Below are 24,199 nucleotides of genomic sequence, written 5' to 3' on the forward strand. Positions count from 1 at the left end.
TCGCGGCGAACAGAGTCGGTCCGAGCCGTGGTGGGCGTGACCTCAAACCGCCTTTTGGCCGATGGCGTGCACCGTGACTGGTTGCGGCGCAAATATGTTCAAGCCCTCGTTCGCTATGCGGGCGTGGCTTGCGTGATATTGCCAACGATCGATGCTGACGATGCGAAAGGCGGCAGTGATCTGTCGATCATGGGCAGGCTCGACGGTCTGATTTTGACAGGCGATGAATCGAATATCGATCCTGCCATCTTCAGTTGGTCCGCTTCGCGCAGACTGAAACTGACAGGCCAGCCGGACGTTCAAGCTGGCGTGAGGGATCGCCCTCGTGACAGGCTGTCCGCGGGCGCCATCGAGAAGGCGGTTGCCCTTGGGATGCCGATACTCGGCATCTGCCGTGGGCTTCAGGAGCTTAACGTCTATTTTGGCGGCACGCTTCACCCGTCGTTGTCCGAATGGAGGCTGGAAAGCGGACAGATGCACGCTGAGAAGGCCGGACTGCCGAGGGATCGCCAGTACGATATAGCGCACAGCGTGAAATTATGTCCTGACGGCGTTCTCGTTCCTATCGCGGGCGCGATCGAGGCGCACGTTAACTCCTTGCACAATCAAGGCATAGAACGGCTTGCGGCTGCGCTGAAACCGGAAGCCTGGGCGTCCGACGGTCTGATCGAAGCGGCTTCTGTAATAGGCGCGCCGACGCTGCAGATCGGCGTGCAGTGGCACCCCGAATGGCATGTCGAAACTGATCCTCTGAGCAAGCAGCTTTTCAATGCATTTGGAGAGGCATGTATCACGTATCGCCGGACTGATAGGGGTGTAGCGTGAAGTTTCGATCGAAATGCGGCCCTTTGGGATTGAAAGAAGGAGAGCCTCTCGACAGGCCGAGCAGACAATTCGCCGCAGGAGTGCTCTTTATTGCCCTCTACGTTGTCGTTAGCGCGGCAGGTGAAGTCTTTGCGGCGTCATATTTTCAGCAAGCGAACGTGTGGGTCACTCTCCTGTTCTGCTTTGGTATCGTAAGTATCACGTTCAACATTTTGGCTCGCCGCGAAGGCATTGGAGCGAAGGTCACGAAGTCGTCGATTCTAGCTTTTGCGTCGCTCAATTGCGTTACAGCGATAAGCTGGGTCGGTTTGTTTATCGCACTGAAGTACGCCGAGCCAGCTATCGTCGTCACGTTCATGGTCGCATTGGGACCTACAGCGACAGCATGGTTGAACGCACTAATCAGGAGACAGGGGCGTCCTCCGAAGTCAGATATCGCCGCGAGCGTTCTGATTGCGGCTGTTGGTGTTTACATGGTCTGGATCGCGGCAAGCGGCAACGCTGGGATCGAATGGGGATCTCGCTCGTCCTTTGGTATCTTCCTGGCAATCGCAGCTGGGCTGTCGCTTTCGCTTACCAATATCCTTGTGAAACTGCTGTTCGACCGTGGATTATCTGGTCGACAAGTGCTGGCCCATCGCTTCTATGGAGCAATCCTCTTGCTGCTAGCACTGAGCGATCCTTCCTCCATCTTACGAGAGATCTCACAGCATTGGCTTGCGATCATAATGATTGCACTCTCGACGATCATTGTTCCCTTGCTCCTTGTGCAGGAGGGCATTCGCCGCGTAGAGCCATTTACGGCAAACATGGTCTTGTCCACGGCACCTGTCATTACGTTTCTTTTCCAGTATTTCGATTCTCGTATCGTGCCTTCTTTATATACGTTTGTTGGAAACGTTCTCATTACGGCTGTCGCCGTGGCTAACGTCTACTTGCAGTATCGGAGATCGGCATGAAGGAACGGAATTGTGTAATTGTCGACGCATACTCGACCGGCCGATACCTGCCGGAAGAGTTCAAGCGCTACGGAATTAGGACCGTGCATGCGATGTCGAATGCACGTATCCCACCAATCTTCCAATCGCACTTTAACGTCGACATCTATGATGAAATCATTCGGCCGGACGAGCGCATGGCTAAGGAGGAGATCGTTGAATTTCATTTGGAGGCTCTCCGAGGTAGGGAGTTGGAATTCATCATAGCGGGTTGTGAGTCAGGAGTTGAAGTGGCCGATTCCTTGTCCGAGCGGCTCGGACTACCTTCAAATGGAACCGCGTTGTCCGCTGCAAGACGTGACAAATCGCGCTTGGCTGACGCTTTGAGCTCTGCAGGAGTGCGATCGATCAGACAAGTTGTGTCCGACGATGCGGAGGACGTCATAAGTTGGATGCGTCAACAGCGCTACGACGAAATCGTGATCAAGCCCTTGAACAGCGCAGGTACGGAGGACGTGTTCTTTTGCGCGACCGAGGCTGATGTTCGCAGAGCTGTGCATGTTATTGTCGGCAAGGCGAATTGCCTCGGAGCGATGAATCGTTTTGTTCTTGGCCAGGAGAAGATAAGCGGCAAACAATACACCGTAAACGCTGTCTCGATCGACGGAGAAACCTTCGTCACGGAGGTGTGGACTTATGACACCGTTGCCATCAAGGGCGCGGCATCGGTCTGCGCGCTCGAGCAGTTGCTGGGAGGTGAGGAACCAGTTGTTCAAGAGCTGTCCGATTACTTGGTGCCGGCGCTAAGGGCGCTTGAGATCGTCAACGGACCTGCTCATGCCGAAATTATCATCGATCATAAGGGGCCGGTTCTGGTGGATCTTGGAGCGAGGCTTCAGGGGACAATGTCGGCAAAAGCCCGGACCATGGCTTTGGGTCACAATCATATAACACTGACGGCGTGGCGCTACGCAGATCCCATCGGTTTTACTGATCATATGAGACGACGCGGGCCTTACACGCGGCTGGCGCACGCATTTTGCGTCTCACTCATCTCCAATATGGACGGTGTTGTTGGCGGTTATCCCGGACTGGACGCAATCCGTAAGCTGCCCAGCTTCGCAGATTCGATAGCGTTTGTTCCGATAGGTCAAAACCTGGTCCCGACGACCGACTTAGCTTCGACGCCGGGTATTGTGTATCTCGTGAGCAACAACTTGACTGAGCTTGATGAGGATTATCGCAAGCTGCGAGCAATGCGTATGGACGAGGTATTCGGATTGACGGCGCAGGGTCAGAAGTGATGGCAAGCGAAATACAGGTGGCTGGCGCGGACGAGGCGCGTAAGGCATTGATTGGAGTATGCGACTTTGACGGCATTCTTCGCGGCAAGCACGTATTTGCTGACGATGTCTCGGACGAAGGCTGGACAATCAAGTTCTCCGAAGCCGTGCTCGGCTGGGATTGTTCGGACCGAGTGATACCTGCCAATTTCGGGCAAGAGCCGCCATCGATATTCGGAGACGCCAACCTACGTGTTCTGTCAGGCACAGCGCGTCCGGTGTCTAACCGTCACGATCGGTATCTTTACCTCGCAGAGTTTGCAGGTGGCCATGAGAGCATCTGCCCGCGTGGTGTTTTGCGGAAGGTCTTACGAAGAGCTGCTGACCACGGATACAGTTGCGCTGCTGGATTTGAGTTCGAGTTTATGCTGTTTAATGAGAGCGCCGAGACAATTGAGAAAAAGCCTTATAATCAATGGGTCCCCCTGACGAGGGGCCCTTTTGGCTATTCAGTAGCGCGCACACTTGCCAGTAATGAGCTATTCGAAGAGATTCTGGCGCTTTGTGAGAATGCTAGATTGCCGCTCAGCGGGCTCCACTTTGAAACCGGCCCTGGGGCGATTGAGGCATCGCTTCGTCATTGTGATGCCCTGGAGGCTTCGGATCGAGCAGTCGTATTCAAGTCGATGTTGAAATCCTGGGCTCAGAAGCGGGGTATGATGGCAACGTTTATGGCAAAGGTTTCGGAGAATTGGCCGGGACAGTCGGGACATATTCACATTTCAATGTCGTCAAATGGTCAAAATGCATTTTACGAAGGCGAGGCAAGCCGCAACATCTCAAGAACTATGAGCCAATTCCTCGGCGGACAGCTGAAATATATGAACGACTTTTGTGTACTCGCTGCGCCCAACGTGAACAGCTATAAGAGGCTGCGGCCAGGCTACTGGGCTCCAACCTGTCCTAGCTGGGGAGTTGACAATCGTTCGTGTGCGGTGCGGGTCATTCCGGGAGACAAGTCTGCACACCGCCTCGAGTACAGATTGAGTGGCGCAGATGTGAACCCCTATCTCGCTCTCGCATGTGCTATCGGCTCCGGTATTCTGGGGATTGAAGAGAATGCTGTGTTGGCAGCTCCAATTGTTGGTGATGCAAGCGAGGAAAAACACCCTCCGTTCGAACGGCTTCCCCAAAACTTATCTGAGGCCACATCCCGGTTTGAACAATCTCCAAAGGCGATGGACGTTTTTGGGGAAAGGTTTGTTGAAGCGTTCTCCCGTTCCCGGCGATGGGAGTGGGAAGCCGTTCAACATCGAGTCTCCGACTGTGAACGCCAGCGGTACTTCGAAGCTATTTAGCAGGTACGCCGGTCGTCCGTCCGAACCGCGGTTCATGTTGGGGCTATCATGTGAGACGCGAGTGAGGCTGGCACTGTGGTTGTATCGCGAGCTAGCGAGAAGTTCGTAGCATTCGAGCGTGCCATCACTATGACGGCGCATGACCCACTTTGGCCGGATGCCTGGGTCGAGTGCTTTGAAGGAGACACGCTTCACGCGACGGATCCACAACGGTGAAAAAGCCGCTCTTGTCACAAAACAGAACCGATTTGGCCGAGGGCGGTATTGCCTGCCCAAGTCATTTTATCTATCCAATGGTGCGAGAACAGAAGTATATCGCCTCGCCGTAGAGCGTAAGGATGATTGGAAGAAAGCGACGAGAGAAGATCTCGCGTGAGCACGAGGCCTAGGAGGCCGCTTGTCAATCGGCGTTGGATTGGGGCCCCTTATCGGCATCCCATGCCGAAACACACACACAGCACAAGCGGTTCGCCGCCGTTCTGCGTGGGCATTATGGCAACTATGGCAGGCCGCACAATTATCCAGCTCAACGGCTTCTAACGCGAAGTACGTCGGACTTGGCGCGTTGTCTGAGACGGCGGAGCCAGAAAAGTCGGCGCATGGGCTGGTCCGAGTTCGCGACCCTGACGGCACGCTTCCGTCTGCCCATTCCACGCATCACTCGCACTTGGGCACAGGCGCGACGCGGGTTACCCCCGGGAAGAGGCGGTTGCGGGAAAGCCGCCCGCCCCGGTCTGTGAGGGCAAAGCCGAATGGCCGAGCTACTCGACCACGATCATAAGACTAGGGCACGTTGACTGGCGGCATGGACGCGGTCAGCCGCGGCACAAAGCCATCTTGGTGCCGGCCGCGTGCTGCCAACACTATTGTAAGCGCCACAAAAACGATCAGAAGTCCACGCATTCCGAAGAATTCCCCGCCAACTCCATCGCAATTATGAAACGGCTGACACCTGATGCGCTTGCTCTAAGCCCGCGCCATCGCGAATGTACTTAGAGCTATGGCCGCGATCGTATCGTGCGTTTTTTCAATGCCTGTGTAGCCTTAATGCGCCGAGTGCCTGTTGGCGCCGGAAAACATCGATTCGTTCAACGAGTAGAGTCGTGTTGGACGCTGAAGCGGCATGATCTTTTCCGATATCTTTGTGCGCATGACCAATTAGTTTTGCATGGACGCTCTTGACCGTCATCTACTATCGCGGCAACGAGAGCCATAATAGATCGAGAGAAAGAATGATGGATGTGATTGATCAAGCGAACGGTTCGGAGTTGCCGCCCGTCTTGCAGAAGTCATCAAGATGCCTTCCGTGGGTTTTTGGATTTGTCGCCATCTTCATCGGGCTATGCGTTGGGGGTGCATTTTACTGGCCCCATATCGACCGAATGATCGAGGCGTCAGCGGCACGTGAAGTCGTCCCAATGCCGGCGTTGTCACCTGAAGACAAGGCGGCCCTTTCGGAGATTCGGTCGAGGCAACAGGAGGTGAGCGAGGAGATTTCAGCGCTCAACCGCAACATCGATGCGCAGCAAGCCGATTTGAAACGGATGTTAGATCAAATCGCAGCCCTGACCTCAAGAATTGAGTCTCTGCAGAACATTGCTGCGCCTCTTCCTGCAGATATTCGTCCGCCGGCAGCCCAGGCCGCTTCAAAGCCGACTACAAGAGCCACTCGCCCGCCTAAAGCAGAAGGGCCGGTTTCCGTCGGGGGCGCGCCGCTGGTTCCCGAGCCGGAGACGGACCGCCGATGATCGCAATCATGAAGCGTCGAGCCTGCCAGACATGGCGTCACTGAGAGGATGCAAGTCGAACTAGGAGCGAAGATCGCGGTGCTCACGTTCGGTCCTCCCAGGCGCGTTCGGTGAGGAGGACGAGAATGCGGCTCGACCGGTCGAGTCCGAGATCGAGTATGGCTCGGGTCTGCGAGGGCAGCCATGGCACCCGCCAGGCCCGCTGCACCAGACGGCGTGGTGGCGAGGCCATCATGGGCGGAGAGTACGCGAACAGCATCCACCAATTCCGCCTCGGGCACGGTGATGGCCCGAGCGCCGTGACGCCTGAGCACCGCAACGGCGAGCGCACTCGCTTGGCCGCAGGAGAGCATCTCCGCGGATGTTCGGAGATCGCCCATCACCCGAATCGGGCGACCGGCCGCGAGCGCGGGCGCAAGACACGCGGCGGTTTCCGGCTCGACCGTCACGATGCATCCCGGAGGTGCCAGCCAGCCCGAGAGGCCCTCGGCGATGGCAGCGGCGAGTCCGCCGACACCAGCTTGTATAAAGACGTGTGTCGGACGCCCATGGCCGGCGAAATTTACCTGATCGCGGATTTCCGCCGCCGTGACGCCGTATCCCGCCATGACGTCGCAAACGATGGGGTCGTTCGGATCGTCGGTCGTGTCGGCGACAAGAATGCCGGCGCCTTGGCAGGCCGCGGCTGCGGCCGCATCAACTGCATTGTCGTAGGTGCCCGGCACCCACACGATCTCGGCACCCTGATTCTCGATGCGGCGCGCGCGCGCGTTCGGCACGCCCTCGTGCAGGAACACGCGGGCGGGCGCCCCGGCAAAGCGCGCGGCGGCAGCTACCGCGAGGCCGTGATTACCGTCACTGGCGCAGACCAGGGTCGGCTGCCCCTTAGGTCGGGCCGCGAGAAGGTCGGCCACCTGCATGCGCGAGGCCCGGGCGAGGGCGCGCAACCCGGCATAGGTGCCACCAAGCGACTTGAAGCTGCCGAGCATGCGGCGGCCCTCGTCTTTCGCTAGCACCTGCGCCACTCCGAGCCGCTCCGCAAGCGCCGGAAGGTTCAGGAGTGGCGTCGGCGCGTATGCGGGATCGAGGCCGCCAAGCTCGGCTGCGATCGCATTGACTGGTGAAGAAGAGGTGCTGTTCATGCGTTGATCTTGCCCGCTACAGGTGACGGCTGCTGCCGGAGCGTTGCACAGCAACTGTTTCCGCCGATCATAACCAGCTGTACCTGCGAGCACCACCCTCGACGACTTCGATCGCGCGCTTTTCGCGGAGGGCTTATTCGCGCTCGCGTCCGCCTACGCAAGTTTAAATTGCGGTTGGAGCGATCCCAGCGAACTCGACTGAAGGATTGCGGCGATGGCCCTCGCGGGTCCATCTCTGCGACGCAGCCCATTTACACCGACGCGAGCGCGATTGTGCGGGATGCTGCGGATCTTCGCGGATATCACGTCGCAGAACCAGCCGACGTTGCGAGCGAAGAGTACTTAGGCTCTTGGGTAGTATTCGCCTGCGTGATCAAGGCGATTGTTTCCGTCATCAAAGTCTGGTCCTCCCTGCGTGTGCACTCCGGTATTCGGCAAATGTGTGTTGTGTTCGATTCCGCGCGGTCGTGTTTCAATGCACGCTCGTGTGTCGCGAAAACGACATTCCCGAAGCGAGGCAGTGGCGGCGACGGTTTACAGATCGAAGGAAGTTCTGTCTTATTTTATATGCGATAAGTTTGGCCTCGGCGTGGGTGGCCGCTATTGGGTCACGCGGACGCCATGACATAGTGAAGGAATCTCCATCACGTTAGCGAAAAGCGTATCGCCAACCGTGCTACTGTGACGCCAGAAAGCCCGACCTTCCAGTTCAAGTTAATCAATTCGCGCTTCGCGGGCTCCCCCCGTGCGACTACCACCTTTCACATCCGTAACAGCCATGACAGGATTTCTGCACTGTCAGCACGGCGAGACGAGTTAGGATCGTTGGATTGCTCTCACCCCGCGCGGCCAGAGTTAGAACCTTCTCGGCGAGGCAAGCCTTCAATGAAGACGTCCGCCTTGCTTCAGGCACCATCCGGACAGCATCCTCCAGAGCACCTTTCAGCACAGCATGCAGCTTGGTTTGAGGGGGTGGATATGACATGGCGCAAAATCCTGAAAACTTAGAATCTAACGATGAGGGCCCAGTATGTCCCAGCCTCCTGATGGTCCATCAAGACGTTTGATAACGATGTTTCGTTTTGAGGTCGCAGTCAGTGGCTCAGCTGTGCCCAAAACGAATACAATGACTAGGACCCGTTCAATGTGACAGTGGAGCTTCACAGACAGCTAAATTTTTGTTGTGATCATTGCTGGGCGATCTCGACAGGAACGCGACCGGAAAGTCGTGCGGCTTAGGCATTGCCGAAGGCATTCTGCCGTGGTGACGTCCAGATCAAGCTGAAGTGACGCCTGTGCTACGCGGCTTCGTCTTCGAGCCGGACGTGCAGTTGGTGTGTCCCGCGATTGAAGAGGAGTTCGGATCAGCCGAGGCCCGAACGGTCTCTACAGGCAAGCATTGATAGGGCAAGCCACGTCTCTGCATAGTATACTCTGGGCTAAGCCGCGGCGATATGTGCCGGCCAGAGGCGCGTTGAGGGTACGGTAGATACTGCCCGGTGGCGACATAGATGCGTCGGTTCGCGGGGACCTTGCCGATAAAGCGGCTGCCGCAGATCACAAGATCTAGGGGCCGCGTTCCAATGTTCTATTGAGCCTAAGGTGCCGCCCCTTTTGCCTGTTTATTCGTTAGCGCCCGCTCGAAAAGCGGCTCGCCGCCTTTCGTGTGTAGAGTATAGCCGCCGCGCTCTATTCGCTCAGTGAGGCGTCGGGGCAGGGCTTGCGGACGGCAGCACGGGCGTGGCGTGCGAACCGGAAACGAGTCGCGCCGGCGGCCGTCGCTGCTTGGAATTCATCCAGGTGGTCAATGAGCCATTCCAACGTCTTGTCCAGTGTCTATTCGGAGTCGCCATCGCTTTGCGCTGTTGGAATTCAGCGGCGAAAACTGCACATGTCGGGTCGATAAGCCAGCCCGGTCACGTGGCTCCGTTGAAGAAGATCGGTCGCGTCAAAAAGCAAGTCGAAGATTGGTTCTTTCCAACATCGCGCGTACGCGCCAGATGTACCGAGGGAGGTCGCGCCGGAGCAAGTCGCTTCGCGTTTCACTGTGAAGAGAGACATCCGCAAAGCTTGCCGGCATTCCCGTCGGACTTCCGACCGACATGCCCAAGACCTGGTTCGTGGCGCTCGCGGCCCTGTCGAAGTCGGCGACGCCGCGGCGGGTGCGGCTGAATGCGACCTCGGACCACGTGGTCGTGCCGCCCGGCCGCCCGACGGCCAAGCGCACGTCATGGCGCGCTTCACGATCGGTCCGCTCAACGCGTCGAGGGCGATCTCGAACTTGGCCTCGATGTCGAGAGTGGGGGTCATGCGCGCGGAGGTAACGGCGCCGCTGTATCGCGGCTTCGAGCAGATCCTGGAGGGGCGTCCGCCCCTCGAGGCGCTGGCGCTGGCGCCGCGGATCTGCGGCATCTGCTCGGTCTCGCAGTCGCTCGCCGCGGCTGCCGCTCTTCGCGATGCGATGGCGGCCGAGGTCGCGCCGAACGGGATTCTCGCCACCAATCTCGCGCATGCGGCGGAGAATGTCGCCGATCATCTCACGCACTTCTACATCTTCTTCATGCAGGACTTCGCTCGCGAGGCCTGTGCCGCGCACGCCTGGCATGAGGAGATACGGCACCGTTTCGCAGCGACGCGCGGCACTGCGGCACGCGATGTCTTGCCGGCGCGGGCGCTGCTGCTCGAACCCATGGGTATCTTCGCCGGGAAATGGCCGCATAGTCTGGCCTTCCAGCCAGCCGATGTCGGCGGCCCGCTGGAGCAGGCGCTGATCGGCACCGATGTCGGCGACGCCGGCGCACGCCCGGTCGCCATCCAGCACGTCGTGCGCTAGTTCGATCCCTGGTTGGTGTGCACCGCGCGTTGAGTGGTTTCTCGCGCGGGGGCGGAAACTTCGTTGTGGCCTGAAATCGAATTGTTTCCGGTTTTCGGTCGGGGCATGCGCGCGCACCGCAATTCGAGCAATTCAAATCTGCAGCAATTTGGTATCACTCTACTTTCCTTACGCTCCCAGTGCTTGGCCTGCTTCTTGCTGTCCTTGGCGTCATAGACAAGTCAAAGACGAGGCGGGAGAATTCATGGGCGCGGCGACGGAAACGTTTTACAGCGTGATCAGGCGACAAGGTATCACGCGTCGGAGCTTTCACAAATTTTGCAGTCTGACTGCGACGAGTCTCGGCCTCGGGCCGCTGGCGGCGAGCCGCATCGCGAACGCGCTCGAGACCAAGCCGCGCATGCCGGTGATCTGGATGCACGGCCTCGAATGCACCTGCTGTTCCGAGAGCTTCATTCGTTCCGCGCACCCGCTGGTGAAGGATGCCGTGCTCTCGATGATCTCGCTCGACTATGACGACACCATCATGGCGGCCGCAGGCCACCAGGCGGAGGCGATCCTCGAAGAGACCCGCGCCAAGCACAAAGGGCAATACATTCTCGCGGTGGAAGGCAATCCGCCGCTGAACGAAGGCGGCATGTTCTGCATCGACGGCGGCAAGCCGTTCGTCGAGAAGCTGAAGATGATGGCGGAGGATGCGATGGCGATCATCGCCTGGGGCGCTTGCGCCTCGTGGGGCTGCGTGCAGGCGGCCAAGCCCAATCCGACGCAGGCGACGCCCATCGACAAGGTCATCGCCAACAAGCCGATCATCAAGGTGCCGGGATGCCCCCCGATCGCCGAAGTGATGACCGGCGTCGTCACCTTCATCACCACTTTCGGCAAATTGCCCGAGCTCGACCGTCAGGGCCGGCCGAAGATGTTTTACTCGCAGCGCATCCACGACAAGTGCTATCGGCGGCCGCATTTCGACGCCGGCCAGTTCATCGAGGAGTGGGACGACGAGGCGGCGTGCAAGGGCTATTGTCTCTACAAGATGGGCTGCAAAGGCCCGACCACCTACAACGCCTGCTCGACCGTGCGCTGGAATGGCGGCGTTTCCTTCCCGATCCAGTCGGGCCATGGCTGCATCGGCTGCTCGGAAGACGGATTCTGGGACAAGGGTTCGTTCTACGACCGTCTCACCAACATCAAGCAGTTCGGCATCGAGAAGAACGCCGACCAGATCGGCATGGTGGCGGCCGGAGCCGTCGGTGCGGCAGTCGCCGCGCATGCAGCGGTGAGCGCGGTGAGGCGGCTCGCCGGCAAGCGCGAAGACGCGCACCACACCAGCTAAGCGCCAAAGGGATCCAAGGGTAAGAAAATCATGGGTATCCAGACTCCCAACGGCTTCAATCTCGACAATTCCGGCAAACGCATCGTCGTCGATCCGGTGACCCGTATCGAAGGTCATATGCGGGTCGAGGTCAATGTCGACGCCGACAACGTCATCCGAAACGCAGTCTCCACCGGCACGATGTGGCGCGGGATCGAGGTGATCCTGAAGAACCGCGATCCCCGCGACGCCTGGGCGTTCACGGAACGGATCTGCGGCGTCTGCACCGGCACGCACGCGCTGACGTCGGTGCGCGCGGTCGAGAACGCGCTCGGGATCACCATTCCGGAGAACGCCAATTCGATCCGCAATCTGATGCAGCTTGCCTTGCAGGTGCACGACCACGTCGTTCACTTCTATCACCTGCACGCGCTGGATTGGGTCGATTTGGTCTCCGCGCTGTCGGCCGACCCGCGCGCAACCTCGACGCTCGCGCAGTCGATCTCGAGCTGGCCGCTGTCGTCGCCAGGTTACTTCAAGGACCTGCAAACCCGTCTCAAGAAGTTCTTCGAGTCGGGGCAGTTGGGGCCCTTCAAGAACGGCTATTGGGGCAGCAAGGCCTACAAGCTGCCACCTGAGGCCAATCTGATGGCGGTCGCGCACTATCTGGAGGCGCTCGATTTCCAGAAGGAGATCGTCAAGATCCACACCATCTTCGGCGGCAAGAATCCGCATCCGAACTGGCTCGTAGGCGGCGTGCCCTGTCCGATCAACGTCGACGGCACGGGCGCGGTCGGTGCCATCAACATCGAGCGCCTGAACCTGATCTCGTCGATCATCGATCGCCTGATCGAGTTCAACGAGCAGGTCTACCTGCCCGACGTGGCGGCGATCGGTTCGTTCTACAAGGACTGGCTCTACGGCGGCGGTCTTTCCGGCAAGAGCGTACTCTCTTATGGCGACGTGCCGGAACACGCCGACGACTACTCCTCCAAGAGCCTGAAGCTGCCGCGGGGCGCCATCATAAACGGCAATCTCTCGGAGGTGCTTCCCGTCGATCATGCCAACCCCGATGAGATCCAGGAGTTCGTGGTTCACTCCTGGTACAAATATCCCGACGAAACCAGGGGACTGCATCCCTGGGACGGCGTGACCGAGCCGAACTACGTGCTGGGGCCTAATGCGAAAGGCACCAAGACCGCGATCGAGCAGCTCGATGAGGGCGGAAAATATTCATGGATCAAGGCGCCGCGCTGGCGGGGTCACGCCATGGAGGTCGGCCCGCTGGCGCGTTGGGTGGTGGGCTATGCGCAGAACAAGGCCGAGTTCAAGGATCCTGTCGACAAGTTCCTGAAGGATATGGACCTTCCGCTGTCGGCGCTATTCTCGACGCTCGGTCGCACGGCGGCGCGCGCGCTGGAGTCGGTCTGGGCCGGACGACAAATGCGCTACTTCCAGGACAAGCTCGTCGCCAACATCAAGGCCGGCGACAGCTCGACCGCGAACGTCGACAAGTGGAAGCCGGAGAGCTGGCCGAAGGAGGCCAAGGGTTTTGGCTTCACCGAGGCGCCGCGCGGCGCGCTCGCGCACTGGATCAAGATCAAGGAAACCAAGATCGACAACTACCAGTGCGTGGTGCCGACCACCTGGAACGGCTCACCGCGCGATCCGCAAGGGAACATCGGTGCATTCGAGGCCTCGCTGATGAACACCCCGATGGTCAATCCCGAGCAGCCTTTGGAGATCCTGCGCACGATCCATTCCTTCGATCCGTGCCTGGCCTGCTCCACGCATGTCATGAGTCCGGACGGCCAGGAAATGGCCAGCGTCAAGGTCAGATGAAGCAGGGGGAAACGCCATGATGGATGTAGCTGCACGTCCGGCGGAAGCCGAGCCGGACCTCTCCGCGATAGCGGCCGATGCGGCCGGCGAACATGGGGTCGGCCGTCCCGCCGTCTATGTCTACGAAGCGCCGGTGCGGATCTGCCATTGGGTGAACGCGTTCACGATCATCGTGCTGATGGTGACCGGTTATCTGATCGGAACGCCATTGCCGTCGGTCGAGGGCGAGGCCTCGGCGAACTTCGTGATGGGCTATATCCGCTTTGCCCATTTCGCGGCGGGGCAGGTGCTGGCGGTGTTCTTCCTTGCCCGCATTCTGTGGGCCTTCGTCGGAAATCACCATTCCCGGCAGATTTTCTATCTGCCGGTGCATCGCAAGCACTTCTGGAAGGAAGTGCTGCATGAAATCCGCTGGTATGCGTTCCTGGAGCGCGAGCCGAAGATGTATGTCGGCCACAACCCGCTGGCTCGGACCGCGATGTTCACGGGCTTCACGCTGTTCGTGGCGTTCATGATCGTTACCGGCTTTGCGCTCTATTCGGAAGGTGCGGGCATCGCTAGTTGGCAGCACAAGCTGTTCGGCTGGGTGTTCGCGATCTGGCCGAACAGCCAGGACGTTCACACCTGGCATCATCTCGGCATGTGGGCGCTGGTCGTGTTCGTGATGGTGCACATCTACGCCGCGGTCCGTGAGGACATCATGTCGCGCCAGAGCATCATCTCCTCGATGATCTCCGGCGAGCGGCAATTCCGCTACTGAGAAACTGGAATGATACCGATGCCGACATCTTCGCAAGCAAACCGCATCCTGGTGCTCGGCATCGGCAACATCCTGTGGGCCGACGAAGGCTTTGGCGTGCGCGCGGTGGAGAAATTCCACCGCCGCTACGCCGTGCCCGACAACGTCACCATTCTCGACGGCGGCACGCAGGGGCTCTACCTCGTGAACTACCTGGAGGATGCGGATCGTTTGATCGTGTTCGACGCGATCGACTATGGGCTCGAGCCCGGGCAGTTGAAGCTCGTTCGCGACGACGAGGTGCCGCGTTTCACCGGCGCCAAGAAGATGAGCTTGCACCAGACCGGCTTCCAGGAGGTCATCAGCGCGGCCGACCTGCTTGGCCGTTGTCCGCGACATCTCGTATTGATCGGCTGCCAGCCGCTCGACCTCGAGGATTGGGGTGGGCCGCTGACGAAGGCGGTGCGCGATCAGATCGCGCCGGCGCTCGAGCTTGGTTGCGAGATCCTGGCCGAATGGGGCGTCGAGGTGATGCCGCGCACCGCGCCGTTGGCAGAATCGGAGCGGCTGCTCGCCAACGACATCGATCATCAGCATTACGAGATGAGGGGGCGGCCTGCCTGACCGGCTGCACCGTCGGAAATCCGCCATGTGCCTCGGCTTGCCGATGACGATCGTTGAGACTGACGGGATATCGGCGCTGTGCGAGTTCCGAGGCGAGCAGCGGCGCGTTTCGATGCTGCTGCTCTCGAACCCGCCGGCCGGTGCCAGGGTGCTGGTCTTTATCGACACCGCGGTTCGGCTTCTGCATGAGGCCGAGGCGCGCCTGATCGGCGCCGCGATCGACGGTCTGGGCGCAGCGATCAATGGCGAGGATTGCGATCGCTTCTTCGCCGACCTCATTGACCGCGAGCCGCAACTGCCCGAGCATCTCCGGTTTGATTAGGGCGGCAGCCTGCTCCGCGAGAGCCCGCGTCCTCGCTGGAAGATAATTTCTATCTGCTAAGTTCATTTTCATCCGATATGGAAATTAGCTTTCCGTCTTGGGATTGATGCATCTTCTGTCGTGGAAATATATGATTCAAATCAACTAGATAAATCAGGAAAGGTGATAGCCGTCCTTGGCACGTACCTTGCTGATCCCTATTCCCAGCAGAACCATAAGCTTGTCAGGGGAGGTCTGATGAAATTCGAGCAGGGAAGGCAGGATCTGGCGCGGCGTGGCTTGCCGGAGGTGGATGCTGCGACGGTCGATCGTTTTCTGAATACGACCGACGAGGCCCGCGCCATCGCCGTGTTGCTGTCGGCGGGAGACCCCGCGCGTTTTCCGGAGGCGATCGACGTCGCGGTCGTGCTGCCGGAGCTGATCGAGGCATTCAAGGGTCGGTTGCGTGCCGCGGTGATCGCCCGCGGTGCCGAGAGCGAACTCGGCCAGCGTTTTGGCGTGCGCGTGCAGCCGACGCTGATCTTCGTCGCCAAGGGCGAGACACTCGGGCTGATCGCGAAGATCCAGGACTGGTCGATCTATGTCGACCGCATCACCAAGCTGATCGACCGTCCGCGCGGCACGAGCGCCGTTGTCATGACAACCATCGTTCCCCAGCACCGCCAAGGTGTCGAACTATGAAAGCGGGTTTCTGGACTGCGCCCGAGGGCGCGGAGCAGCCGATCAACGTGTTTCCGATCGGCGATGAGAGCCTGAACGCGACGAGCGGCAGCCTGACCGTGGCCGGTGCCTTGGCCAAGCTTGCCACGCTCGACAGCGCGGAACTCGCCAGGATCTGCCCGAACGCCATCGAGCTGTTGTCGAAGGTGGCCGCAGCGATCGCGAGCCAGAAGGCCGACATGCCGACGCAACTGTTCCGGCTTGGCAATCTCAACGATCTCGAGCGCAAGCTGATTGCCGACGTGATGGGCGAGGGCGAAGTGGCCGCCGTCGTTGCGCTGCCCGATGGATCGTTGGCGCAGATCCAGGAATCTGTGCTGGCCGGGATCTGGCGCGTGCGGTTCGAGAGCGACGCCAATCACGAATATCTCGAGGTCGGGCCGATCCCGGAGATCGTGAAGCGCGCCGCTGCCGATCTCACGGCTGCGGATTTCGAGATCGGGCAGGCCCCCGAAGGTGCCATGAACGTGCTGCCGGTGCTTGCGGAAATCCGCGAGCGGGCGCTCGCATGGCGGCCGGGCATCCGCTCGCAGATCATCAATTTCACGCTGCTGCCGATGAGCCCGGTCGACATGAGTTTTCTTCAGGACACGATCAAGAACGGGCCGATCCAACTGGTTTCTCGCGGCTATGGTACCTGCCGGGTGCTCTCCACGGGCATCCGCAATGTCTGGTCGGTGCAGTTCTTCAACGCCATGGACACGATCATCCTCGATACGCTGGAGGTCGGCGGCGTGCCGACGGTGACGATTGCGGCTGACGAGGACTTCGAGGACTCGGCTGAGCGGCTTCAGGAGATCATCGAGGCCTATTTCAAATGAGCGGGTTCGAGAATTTTGGCGTGTGCCAGGACGTCGCCGATGTCACGCGGCTGGAATGCGGCATCTGCTGGACGGTCTATGATCCCACCGATGGCGACGGGGTGGCACAGATCGCGCCCGGCACTCCGTTCGCGGCGTTGCCGGAAGACTGGCGCTGCCCGAACTGCGACTCTCCAAAATCCAAGTTCATGGCGATCGAGTCATGACGGCTGATGCGCAAATTCCTGCCAGCGACGCCGACGCCGAAGCGTGGGGCGAGCTCTTGGCAGGAAGCTATCGGAAGATCGGCGAGCGCGCGATGCGCGATCTGCCGATCTACAACGACGCGCTCGGCGTCGAAGCGGTCGGTTTCCGCTGGTCCAACGGCACGACTGTCGGCATCATGGTCACGCCCTGGTTCATGAACGTGGTGATGCCGGCGAGCGCGATCGCGCGGGATACGTCGGGCCCGAGCCCGCGAATCCGCTTCCCTGCGGGCGATATCGAATTCACTCTCAGCGAGGTCGGACAAACGGGCCTGATCGCGAGCTGCTCGCTGTTCTCGCCGATGTTCCAGTTCGCGGACATGGTCGCCGCGCGGGCGACGGCCGAAGCGACCCTCGCCGAGCTGATGCTGCCGGCCGACAGCGAGGAGGCGGTCCGTCGTCGCGAGCCCGCAACAAGCCCGGTCGATCGGCGTAACCTCCTGCGCAGTGTTCTGACGGAGCGGTGCGGATGAGCCTGGCCTTCCGCAACGAGATCGACATCACGGTGTGGCTCGCCGGCGGCACGATCGCCGACGTCGCGATCCGGCCGCGCAGCCGGCCGCCGTTGACGCGCTTGTTCGCGGGAAAGCCGGCCTCGTCACTGCCGTCGGTGCTGCCGCGTCTGTTCTCCCTGTGCTCGATGGCGCATCAGGTAGCTTTCCTGTCCGCGGTCGAGGCGGCGCGGGGCGAGGATGCCAGTCTCGAGATCGAGCACGGTCGCGTCGTCGCTGTCGTCGCCGAACGCCTGACCGAATTGTCACGCAGCCTGTTCGTTGGCCGTCTCACGCTTGACGGCGCCGGCGCCGCAGCCGTTCGTGCCATGATGGAGGCCACGGCCGTTCTGGGTGGCAGCATCGCCGAGCGCGGGGAGGCGGTCTCGCGCCGCGAGGCGGTGGCGAAGATCACGGCATCGCTTGCCGCGCTCGGGATCGCGAGCGAGGAGCAAACCCCCAGGGCCGGCAGCGCGCTGGCGGTACATCTTGCGAATTTCGATGGCGATGCCTTGCTGCCGCCGGTGGTCGAACAGTCATTCCTGTCGGCAGCCGACGATCTCGAAATCGTCATGCGGCTGCTTGCCGATGGCGCGATATTCTCCGATGCGCCTGATCTCCATGGCCGGATTCCGGAGACCGGCGCCTGGGCGCGGCGGGTTGGGCGTGAGCCGATCCCGCCGCCGGGCGCGGGGCCCGCCGAGCGTCTGAAGGCGCGGATCGCGGAAGTGGCGCGGCTCTGCGCCTTCCTCGAGGCGGACGATGGGACAGTCGAGGACGGTGTCCTCCAGAGCTACCGGCTGGGGACCGGCAGAGGCGCGGGTGCCGTCGAATGCGCGCGGGGCCGGCTCTATCATGCCGTCGAGCTCGACGATGAAGACCGCATCGTCCGCTTCGAATTCTTGGCGCCGACGGAGTGGAATTTCCATGCCCGCGGGCCGTTGGTTCGCAGCCTCCAGGGCTCCGTTCTCGCCGGGGGCCGGCAGGGGCTGGATGCGGTCCGCACGCTCGTCGGCTCGTTCGATCCGTGCGTCGGCTTCAGCCTCAGCTTCCGCGAGATCGGCCATGCATGAGATGGCGCTGTGCGAGGGAATCATCGAGATTATCCAGGAGGAGTCGCGCAAGCGCGCCTTCGCTAGGGTGAACGTCGTGTGCCTGGCTATCGGTGCGCTCAGCCATGTTGCGCCTGACGCGATGAAGTTCTGCTTCGAGGCCGTCGCCGCGCGCACCATTGCGCAAGGAGCAAGGCTCGAGATCGTCGAGACGCCGGGAGCGGCCTGGTGCATGGCCTGCTCCAAAGGCGTCGAGATCAAGCAGCGCTATGAGCCGTGTCCGTCCTGCGGCAGCTATCAATTGCAGGTGACCGGCGGCGAAGAGATGCGCGTGAGGGAACTGGAGGTCGACTGATGTGCACGGTATGCGGTTGCAGCGATGCCAAAGCGTCCATCGAACACACCCATGATCATTCCCATGGGCACGATCATTCGCATCATCATGGGCACAGCCACGATCATCACCATCATCATGATCACGCGCCCGGCGATGGCGGGCTGGTCGATTGCGGCGCCAACCCGGCAGGCCAGCAGATCGCCGGCATGAGCAGCGACCGCATCATCCAGGTCGAGCGCGACATTCTCGGCAAGAACAATCGGCTTGCCGCCGACAATCGCGCGCGCTTCCGCACCGACGACGTGCTCGTCTTCAACCTGGTCTCGAGCCCCGGCGCCGGAAAAACCTCGCTTCTGGTTCGCGCCGTGTCCGAGCTGAAGGACAGCTTTCCGATTGGCGTGATCGAAGGCGATCAACAGACCTCCAACGATGCCGAACGGATCCGCTCGACCGGCGTGCCGGCGATCCAGGTCAATACCGGCAAGGGCTGCCATCTCGATGCCGCCATGGTCGGCGAAGCCTATGACCGCTTGCCCTGGCTTAACGGCGGCATCCTCTTCATCGAGAACGTCGGTAATCTCATCTGTCCCGCGGCGTTCTATCTCGGCGAGGCCTGCAAGATCGTGGTGTTCTCGACCACGGAAGGCGAGGACAAGCCGCTGAAATATCCGGACATGTTCGCAGCCTCCTCTCTGATGCTGATCAACAAGATCGATCTTGCGCCCGTACTCGACTTCGATCTTGCAAGGACGATCGAATATGCGCGCCGGGTCAGTCCGAAGATCGAGGTTTTGACGGTGTCGGCGTGCACCGGTGAGGGTTTTGCGGCATTCTATGCCTGGATTCGCAAGCGGGTTGCACAGATGAAGCCGACCGAGATGGCCGTGTCGGGATGAGCATGAGCGGCGAGGCCATGGCGCGAGACCGAAGACGGCTGCGCCTGCATGTGCGCGGCGCCGTGCAGGGCGTGGGCTTTCGTCCCTACGTCTACGGCCTCGCCGCGCGCTATCGGCTCGGCGGCTTCGTTGCCAATGATCCCGATGGCGTGGTGATCGAGGTCGAGGGCGAGCGCGCCGCCGATTTTGTCGATGCGCTGCCGCTGGAAAAACCGCCACTGGCTCGGATAGACGAGATTTCCGTGCAACCGGTCGGCATCACCGAAAGCGACGAGTTCCACATCCGCGCCAGTGAGCAGGGCAAGGTCTCGACCCGGATCGCCGCCGATGCCGCGACCTGTCCGCAGTGTCTGAGCGAGCTGTTTGATCCGGCGAGCCGCTTCCATCTCTATCCTTTCGTCAACTGCACCCATTGCGGCCCGCGCTACACCATCGCCGAGCGGCTGCCCTATGACCGCCGTACCACCGCGATGAGGCGCTTCGCGATGTGCACGGCCTGCGCAGCAGACTATGCCGATCCGGCGAGCCGTCGCTTCCACGCCGAAGCAATTGCCTGCCCGCGATGTGGGCCAAGGATCAGTCATGGTACCAAGCAGATCGCCACTGCGATCGCCGACGGAAGGATCGTCGCGATCAAGGGGCTCGGCGGATATCAATTGCTGTGCAATGCCCGTGAAGATGCGGCCGTGTGGCGTCTGCGGCACCGGAAGCATCGCAATCAGAAGCCGTTCGCCGTGATGGTCGGCTCGACGGATGTGGTCGGCGAGATCGCTGAAATCGATGCGATCGGGCTCGCCCTGCTGGAATCCTCGCCGCGGCCCATCGTGCTGATGAGATCCCGCGATATGCTCGCGCCCGCGATTGCGCCGGAGCTGTCGCGGATCGGCGTCATGCTGCCCGTCGCGCCGCTGCATCATCTGGTGCTGAAGGCGCTCAATTCGGCGCATCCGCGAGCGGACGGCGCAAGTTGGGCGATCGTGGCAACCAGCGCCAATCCTGGCGGCGAGCCGCTGGTGATCGTCAATGACGAGGCCAAACGGCGGCTTGCCGGCATCGCCGACCTGATCGTCACGCATGACCGCGACATCGTCACCCGCACGGACGACTCTGTCGTGTCGGTGGTCGCGGGCCGGGCGCAGTTCATCCGCCGCGCCCGCGGCTATATTCCCGAGCCGATTAGGCTCGCGAAGTCCGTCCCGTCGGTGCTTGCGGTCGGCGGCGCGTTGAAGTCGACGGTCACCGTCATCCGCGGCAACGAAGCCTTCGTCTCCCAGCACATCGGCGATCTCGACACCGCGGAAGGCATTCGCTTTTTCGAGGAGACGGTGGATCACCTGCTCTCGACGCTGGACATCGAGCCGGTCGTCATCGCCCACGACCTGCATCCGAACATGGCCTCGACCCGTTTCGCCGAAGCCAGCGGCAGGCGGCTGATCGCGGTCCAGCATCACCATGCCCATGCGGCATCCGTGATGGCGGAACATGGCGTCGCAGGGCCAGCGTTGGCGCTGGTGCTCGACGGCTTCGGCTATGGCAGCGACGGTGGCAATTGGGGCGGCGAGTTGCTCTCGTGCGATGGTGCACGCTTCCGGCGGCTCGGACATCTGGCGCCGATGAAGATGCCGGGTGGCGATCGCGCGACGCGCGAGCCGTGGCGCATGGCCGCGAGCGTGCTGCACGCCTTGCGGCGCGGCGACGCGATTGCGAAGCGGTTTGCGATGCAGCCGCAGGCTGCGCGTCTCTGCGCTATGCTCGACCAGCCCGGCGTGGCGACGACGACCAGCGCCGGCCGGCTGTTTGACGCGGCGGCGGGGCTGCTTGGTCTCTGTCCGGTGCAGAGTTACGAGGGCGAAGCCGCAATGAAGCTGGAAGCGCGTGTCCGCACACCGCGCCTCGCGGAGGACGGCTGGACGATCGAGAATGGCGTGCTGTCTCTTTTCCCCTTGCTCGAGCGCCTTGCGGTCGATCCGGTCGATGGGGCCGAGCTCTTCCATGGCACCTTCGCCGCCGCCTGCATCGACTGGATCGCGCGCGCGGCACTGGAGACCAGCGTCACGACCGTCATCCTGAGCGGTGGCTGCTTCCTCAACGCGATCCTCGCAGACGAGATCGGGCGCGGCTGCGTCGCCGCCGGGCTCTCGCCGTTGCTGCCTCGCCAGGTGCCGTCCAATGACGGCGGCCTCAGCCTCGGGCAGGCCTGGGTCGCCGCGCTCCAACTCCTCGAACAGCAAGGCCCGGAAGGAAACGCCTGATGTGTCTCGCGATACCTGCTGAGGTCACAAAGCTCCTGCCCGACGACATGGCCGTCGTCTCGATCGATGGCGTCAGCAAGGAGATCTCGCTGGCGCTGATCGAAAACCTCGCCGTCGGCGACTATGTGATCATCCATGTGGGCTACGCCCTGACCAAGATCGATCCGGAGGAGGCGCAGCGGACGCTGGAGCTGTTGCGTGAAATCGGCGCCGAAAGTCGGGAGGCCGCGCAATGAAATATGCCGACGAGTTTCGCGACAAGGAGATCGCGCTGCGATTGGCGAAGGCGATTCGCTCGGAAGCCGATCCGGAAAAATCCTATCGTTTCATGGAATTTTGCGGCGGCCACACGCATGCAATCTCCCGCTACGGGCTGGAGGACATGCTGCCGAAGAACGTGCGGATGATCCACGGCCCCGGCTGCCCTGTCTGCGTCTTGCCAGCGGGACGCATCGACATGGCGATCCGGCTCGCCGAGCGGCCGGACGTGATCCTTTGCGTCTACGGCGACCTGATGCGGGTGCCGGGCTCGCAGGGTGCCTCGCTGCTGAAGGCGAAGGCGCGCGGCGCCGACGTCCGTATGGTTTATTCCACGATTGATGCAATCCGTGTTGCGGAAGAAATTCCCGGCCGCGCGGTCGTGTTCTTCGCCATCGGCTTCGAGACCACGACGCCGCCGACCGCCGTGATGATCCGGCTCGCCGAGAAGAAGCAGCTCAAGAACTTCAGCGTGTTCTGCAATCATGTGCTGACGCCGCCGGCGATGCAGAACATCCTGGAAAGCACCGATATCCGCAATATCGGCCGCGTCGAGATCGACGGCTTCGTCGGGCCGGGTCATGTCTCGACCATCATCGGCACCGAGCCTTACGAGTTCTTTGCCGAAGAATTCGGCAAGCCGGTGGTGATCGCGGGCTTCGAGCCGCTCGACATGATGCAGGCGATCCTGATGCTGGTGCGGCAGGTCAACGAGCACCGACATGAGGTGGAGAACCAGTATAGCCGCGCAGTGACCCGTGACGGCAATCTGCGCGCCAAGGAGGAGGTCTCCGACATCTTCGAGCTGCGCGACCAGTTCGAGTGGCGCGGTCTCGGCCTAGTGCCTTATAGCGGGCTCAAGCTGAAGCCGGCCTGCGCCAAATACGACGCCGAGGTCCGCTTCGACATGAACGAGCTTCGCGTCGCCGACAATCCGGCCTGTGATTGCGGCGCCATCCTGCGCGGCGTGAAGAAGCCGGTTGACTGCAAGCTGTTCGGCACGGTGTGCACGCCGGAGACGCCGATGGGATCCTGCATGGTCTCGTCCGAGGGTGCATGTGCGGCACACTGGACTTACGGCCGCTTCCGCGATCATCAGCAACGGCGGGCGTCATGAAAGCCCATCAGCGCAAGCTCGACATAAGGAACGGCTGCGTCGACCTGTCCCACGGATCCGGTGGCCGCGCGATGTCGCAACTGATCTCGGGCCTGTTCCACGAGGCATTCGGCAATGAATGGCTGGCGTGCGGCAACGACCAGTCTGCGTTCGATGTCGGCGCCGGGCGCATGGTGATGACGACCGACGGCTATGTGGTCTCGCCGCTGTTCTTTCCGGGCGGCAATATCGGCTCGCTCGCCGTGCATGGCACGGTCAACGACATCGCCATGGCCGGCGCGCGCCCCCTCTATCTCTCGGCGAGCTTCATCATCGAGGAAGGTTTTCGTTTCTCCGACCTGAAGATGATTGCGGATTCCATGGGCGAGGCCGCGCGAGCCGCGGGCGTCTACATCATCACCGGTGACACGAAGGTCGTCGAGCGCGGCAAGGCCGACGGCCTGTTCATCTCGACAGCCGGGGTCGGTGTCGTGCCTGCCGGGCTCGACCTCTCTGCCGGGAATGCCCGCGTCGGCGATCGTGTCCTGATCTCTGGAACGCTCGGGGACCATGGCGTCGCCATCATGTCCAAACGCCAGAACCTCGCTTTTGAGACCGAGATCGTCTCGGATTCCGCGTCGTTGCATGATTTCGTGGCGAGCATGCTGGCGGCCGGCGGCAAGGGCATCCGTTTGATGCGCGATCCCACCCGCGGTGGGCTCGCCGCGACGCTGAACGAGATCGCCCAGCAGTCCGGCCTCGGCTTCCGACTTCAGGAGGCGGCGATCCCGGTGAAGCCCGGTGTTGCTGCTGCCTGCGAACTGCTCGGGCTCGATCCGCTCTACGTCGCCAACGAAGGCAAGCTGGCAGCGATCGTGGCGCCTGACGTTGCAGCAGCCGTGCTTGCGGCGATGCGGCTGCATCCGCTCGGCCGTGATGCCGCCGAGATCGGCGAGGCCGTGGCAGACGACCACTATTTCGTGCAGATGGCGACGAGCTTTGGCGGCGGAAGAATCGTCGACTGGCTGTCGGGCGAACAATTACCCCGGATCTGTTGAGGCT

General features: G+C 61.3%; 21 protein-coding genes and 2 pseudogenes. 22 read left to right on the forward strand and 1 reads right to left on the reverse strand.

Annotation, left to right across the window (positions count from 1 at the left end):
- The first annotated feature begins 36 nt into the window (after window positions 1–36).
- The 4 genes from IVA82_RS33400 to IVA82_RS33415 are packed head-to-tail and all read left to right on the forward strand — an operon-like array spanning window position 37 to window position 4,404.
- Window positions 37–825 (forward strand): gamma-glutamyl-gamma-aminobutyrate hydrolase family protein, encoded by a 789-nt coding sequence (locus IVA82_RS33400; protein WP_247385314.1) that lies wholly within the window; start codon window positions 37–39, stop codon window positions 823–825.
- On the forward strand, window positions 822–1,784 hold the full coding sequence (locus IVA82_RS33405) for a DMT family transporter (RefSeq protein ID WP_247385315.1): 963 nt from the start codon (window positions 822–824) through the stop codon (window positions 1,782–1,784). Before IVA82_RS33400 ends, IVA82_RS33405 begins: the two co-directional genes overlap by 4 nt.
- Window positions 1,781–3,067, forward strand: a complete 1,287-nt coding sequence (locus IVA82_RS33410) for an ATP-grasp domain-containing protein (protein WP_247385317.1) — start codon at window positions 1,781–1,783, stop codon at window positions 3,065–3,067. Before IVA82_RS33405 ends, IVA82_RS33410 begins: the two co-directional genes overlap by 4 nt.
- Window positions 3,067–4,404 (forward strand): glutamine synthetase, encoded by a 1,338-nt coding sequence (locus IVA82_RS33415; protein WP_247385318.1) that lies wholly within the window; start codon window positions 3,067–3,069, stop codon window positions 4,402–4,404. The genes IVA82_RS33410 and IVA82_RS33415 overlap by 1 nt, the downstream gene beginning before the upstream one ends.
- A gap of 1,552 nt (window positions 4,405–5,956) precedes the next feature.
- On the opposite strand, the gene IVA82_RS33420 is transcribed toward IVA82_RS33415, so the two are convergent.
- A complete protein-coding gene (locus tag IVA82_RS33420) occupies window positions 5,957–7,294 on the reverse strand; it encodes a pyridoxal-phosphate dependent enzyme (protein WP_247493709.1) in 1,338 nt (445 codons plus the stop codon).
- 2,060 nt (window positions 7,295–9,354) lie between these two features.
- Here IVA82_RS33420 and IVA82_RS33425 point away from each other — a divergent pair.
- The 18 genes and pseudogenes from IVA82_RS33425 to hypE form a co-directional block, all read left to right on the forward strand.
- Window positions 9,355–9,519 (forward strand): annotated as a pseudogene (locus IVA82_RS33425) (HupU protein); the annotation flags it as partial.
- A gap of 5 nt (window positions 9,520–9,524) precedes the next feature.
- Window positions 9,525–10,031 (forward strand): annotated as a pseudogene (locus IVA82_RS33430) (nickel-dependent hydrogenase large subunit); the annotation flags it as partial.
- A gap of 340 nt (window positions 10,032–10,371) precedes the next feature.
- A complete protein-coding gene (locus IVA82_RS33435) occupies window positions 10,372–11,463 on the forward strand; it encodes a hydrogenase small subunit (RefSeq protein WP_247493710.1) in 1,092 nt (363 codons plus the stop codon).
- Between the two features lie 30 nt (window positions 11,464–11,493).
- Window positions 11,494–13,284, forward strand: a complete 1,791-nt coding sequence (locus IVA82_RS33440) for a nickel-dependent hydrogenase large subunit (protein ID WP_247385327.1) — start codon at window positions 11,494–11,496, stop codon at window positions 13,282–13,284.
- A gap of 16 nt (window positions 13,285–13,300) precedes the next feature.
- Entirely contained in the window at window positions 13,301–14,044 is a 744-nt protein-coding gene (cybH, locus tag IVA82_RS33445; protein ID WP_247493711.1) for a Ni/Fe-hydrogenase, b-type cytochrome subunit, read from the forward strand.
- 18 nt (window positions 14,045–14,062) lie between these two features.
- Complete coding sequence (locus tag IVA82_RS33450; protein WP_247385330.1) at window positions 14,063–14,647, forward strand: HyaD/HybD family hydrogenase maturation endopeptidase; 585 nt, start codon at window positions 14,063–14,065, stop codon at window positions 14,645–14,647.
- Between the two features lie 25 nt (window positions 14,648–14,672).
- Window positions 14,673–14,969 (forward strand): HypC/HybG/HupF family hydrogenase formation chaperone, encoded by a 297-nt coding sequence (locus IVA82_RS33455; protein WP_247385332.1) that lies wholly within the window; start codon window positions 14,673–14,675, stop codon window positions 14,967–14,969.
- A gap of 237 nt (window positions 14,970–15,206) precedes the next feature.
- The gene (locus IVA82_RS33460; RefSeq protein ID WP_247385334.1) at window positions 15,207–15,650 is read left to right on the forward strand and encodes a hydrogenase accessory protein; all 444 of its coding nucleotides are present in this window, start codon (window positions 15,207–15,209) and stop codon (window positions 15,648–15,650) included.
- A complete protein-coding gene (locus tag IVA82_RS33465; protein WP_247493712.1) occupies window positions 15,647–16,510 on the forward strand; it encodes a hydrogenase expression/formation protein in 864 nt (287 codons plus the stop codon). Before IVA82_RS33460 ends, IVA82_RS33465 begins: the two co-directional genes overlap by 4 nt.
- Window positions 16,507–16,716, forward strand: a complete 210-nt coding sequence (locus IVA82_RS33470) for a rubredoxin (RefSeq protein WP_247385338.1) — start codon at window positions 16,507–16,509, stop codon at window positions 16,714–16,716. The genes IVA82_RS33465 and IVA82_RS33470 overlap by 4 nt, the downstream gene beginning before the upstream one ends.
- Window positions 16,713–17,228: a [NiFe]-hydrogenase assembly chaperone HybE gene (gene hybE, locus IVA82_RS33475; RefSeq protein ID WP_247385340.1), complete on the forward strand. Its 516-nt coding sequence runs from the start codon at window positions 16,713–16,715 to the stop codon at window positions 17,226–17,228. Before IVA82_RS33470 ends, hybE begins: the two co-directional genes overlap by 4 nt.
- Complete coding sequence (locus IVA82_RS33480) at window positions 17,225–18,319, forward strand: nickel-dependent hydrogenase large subunit (RefSeq protein ID WP_247493713.1); 1,095 nt, start codon at window positions 17,225–17,227, stop codon at window positions 18,317–18,319. Before hybE ends, IVA82_RS33480 begins: the two co-directional genes overlap by 4 nt.
- Entirely contained in the window at window positions 18,312–18,653 is a 342-nt protein-coding gene (hypA, locus tag IVA82_RS33485) for a hydrogenase maturation nickel metallochaperone HypA (RefSeq protein WP_247493714.1), read from the forward strand. Before IVA82_RS33480 ends, hypA begins: the two co-directional genes overlap by 8 nt.
- Window positions 18,653–19,531, forward strand: a complete 879-nt coding sequence (gene hypB / locus IVA82_RS33490; RefSeq protein ID WP_247493715.1) for a hydrogenase nickel incorporation protein HypB — start codon at window positions 18,653–18,655, stop codon at window positions 19,529–19,531. The genes hypA and hypB overlap by 1 nt, the downstream gene beginning before the upstream one ends.
- A complete protein-coding gene (gene hypF, locus IVA82_RS33495; RefSeq protein WP_247493716.1) occupies window positions 19,528–21,783 on the forward strand; it encodes a carbamoyltransferase HypF in 2,256 nt (751 codons plus the stop codon). The genes hypB and hypF overlap by 4 nt, the downstream gene beginning before the upstream one ends.
- Window positions 21,783–22,019, forward strand: a complete 237-nt coding sequence (locus IVA82_RS33500; RefSeq protein WP_247493717.1) for a HypC/HybG/HupF family hydrogenase formation chaperone — start codon at window positions 21,783–21,785, stop codon at window positions 22,017–22,019. Before hypF ends, IVA82_RS33500 begins: the two co-directional genes overlap by 1 nt.
- Window positions 22,016–23,158 (forward strand): hydrogenase formation protein HypD, encoded by a 1,143-nt coding sequence (hypD, locus tag IVA82_RS33505; protein WP_247493718.1) that lies wholly within the window; start codon window positions 22,016–22,018, stop codon window positions 23,156–23,158. The genes IVA82_RS33500 and hypD overlap by 4 nt, the downstream gene beginning before the upstream one ends.
- Window positions 23,155–24,195, forward strand: a complete 1,041-nt coding sequence (gene hypE / locus IVA82_RS33510; RefSeq protein WP_247493719.1) for a hydrogenase expression/formation protein HypE — start codon at window positions 23,155–23,157, stop codon at window positions 24,193–24,195. The genes hypD and hypE overlap by 4 nt, the downstream gene beginning before the upstream one ends.
- Window positions 24,196–24,199: the final 4 nt, after the last annotated feature.

It is taken from the genome of Bradyrhizobium sp. 142 (genome assembly GCF_023074015.1).
In the GTDB taxonomy this organism is placed as follows: domain Bacteria; phylum Pseudomonadota; class Alphaproteobacteria; order Rhizobiales; family Xanthobacteraceae; genus Bradyrhizobium.

Bases quoted from the DNA above. Each gene is read 5' to 3' on its own strand.
- hypE (WP_247493719.1), top strand. From the start codon at position 23,155: ATGAAAGCCCATCAGCGCAAGCTCGACATAAGGAACGGCTGCGTCGAC.
- IVA82_RS33450 (WP_247385330.1), top strand. From the start codon at position 14,063: ATGCCGACATCTTCGCAAGCAAACCGCATCCTGGTGCTCGGCATCGGC.
- IVA82_RS33470 (WP_247385338.1), top strand. From the start codon at position 16,507: ATGAGCGGGTTCGAGAATTTTGGCGTGTGCCAGGACGTCGCCGATGTC.
- hypA (WP_247493714.1), top strand. From the start codon at position 18,312: ATGCATGAGATGGCGCTGTGCGAGGGAATCATCGAGATTATCCAGGAG.
- cybH (WP_247493711.1), top strand. From the start codon at position 13,301: ATGATGGATGTAGCTGCACGTCCGGCGGAAGCCGAGCCGGACCTCTCC.
- IVA82_RS33455 (WP_247385332.1), top strand. From the start codon at position 14,673: ATGTGCCTCGGCTTGCCGATGACGATCGTTGAGACTGACGGGATATCG.
- IVA82_RS33410 (WP_247385317.1), top strand. From the start codon at position 1,781: ATGAAGGAACGGAATTGTGTAATTGTCGACGCATACTCGACCGGCCGA.
- IVA82_RS33435 (WP_247493710.1), top strand. From the start codon at position 10,372: ATGGGCGCGGCGACGGAAACGTTTTACAGCGTGATCAGGCGACAAGGT.
- IVA82_RS33440 (WP_247385327.1), top strand. From the start codon at position 11,494: ATGGGTATCCAGACTCCCAACGGCTTCAATCTCGACAATTCCGGCAAA.
- IVA82_RS33415 (WP_247385318.1), top strand. From the start codon at position 3,067: ATGGCAAGCGAAATACAGGTGGCTGGCGCGGACGAGGCGCGTAAGGCA.
- IVA82_RS33480 (WP_247493713.1), top strand. From the start codon at position 17,225: ATGAGCCTGGCCTTCCGCAACGAGATCGACATCACGGTGTGGCTCGCC.
- IVA82_RS33460 (WP_247385334.1), top strand. From the start codon at position 15,207: ATGAAATTCGAGCAGGGAAGGCAGGATCTGGCGCGGCGTGGCTTGCCG.
- IVA82_RS33420 (WP_247493709.1), bottom strand. From the start codon at position 7,294: ATGAACAGCACCTCTTCTTCACCAGTCAATGCGATCGCAGCCGAGCTT.
- hybE (WP_247385340.1), top strand. From the start codon at position 16,713: ATGACGGCTGATGCGCAAATTCCTGCCAGCGACGCCGACGCCGAAGCG.
- IVA82_RS33500 (WP_247493717.1), top strand. From the start codon at position 21,783: ATGTGTCTCGCGATACCTGCTGAGGTCACAAAGCTCCTGCCCGACGAC.
- hypB (WP_247493715.1), top strand. From the start codon at position 18,653: ATGTGCACGGTATGCGGTTGCAGCGATGCCAAAGCGTCCATCGAACAC.
- hypF (WP_247493716.1), top strand. From the start codon at position 19,528: ATGAGCATGAGCGGCGAGGCCATGGCGCGAGACCGAAGACGGCTGCGC.
- hypD (WP_247493718.1), top strand. From the start codon at position 22,016: ATGAAATATGCCGACGAGTTTCGCGACAAGGAGATCGCGCTGCGATTG.
- IVA82_RS33465 (WP_247493712.1), top strand. From the start codon at position 15,647: ATGAAAGCGGGTTTCTGGACTGCGCCCGAGGGCGCGGAGCAGCCGATC.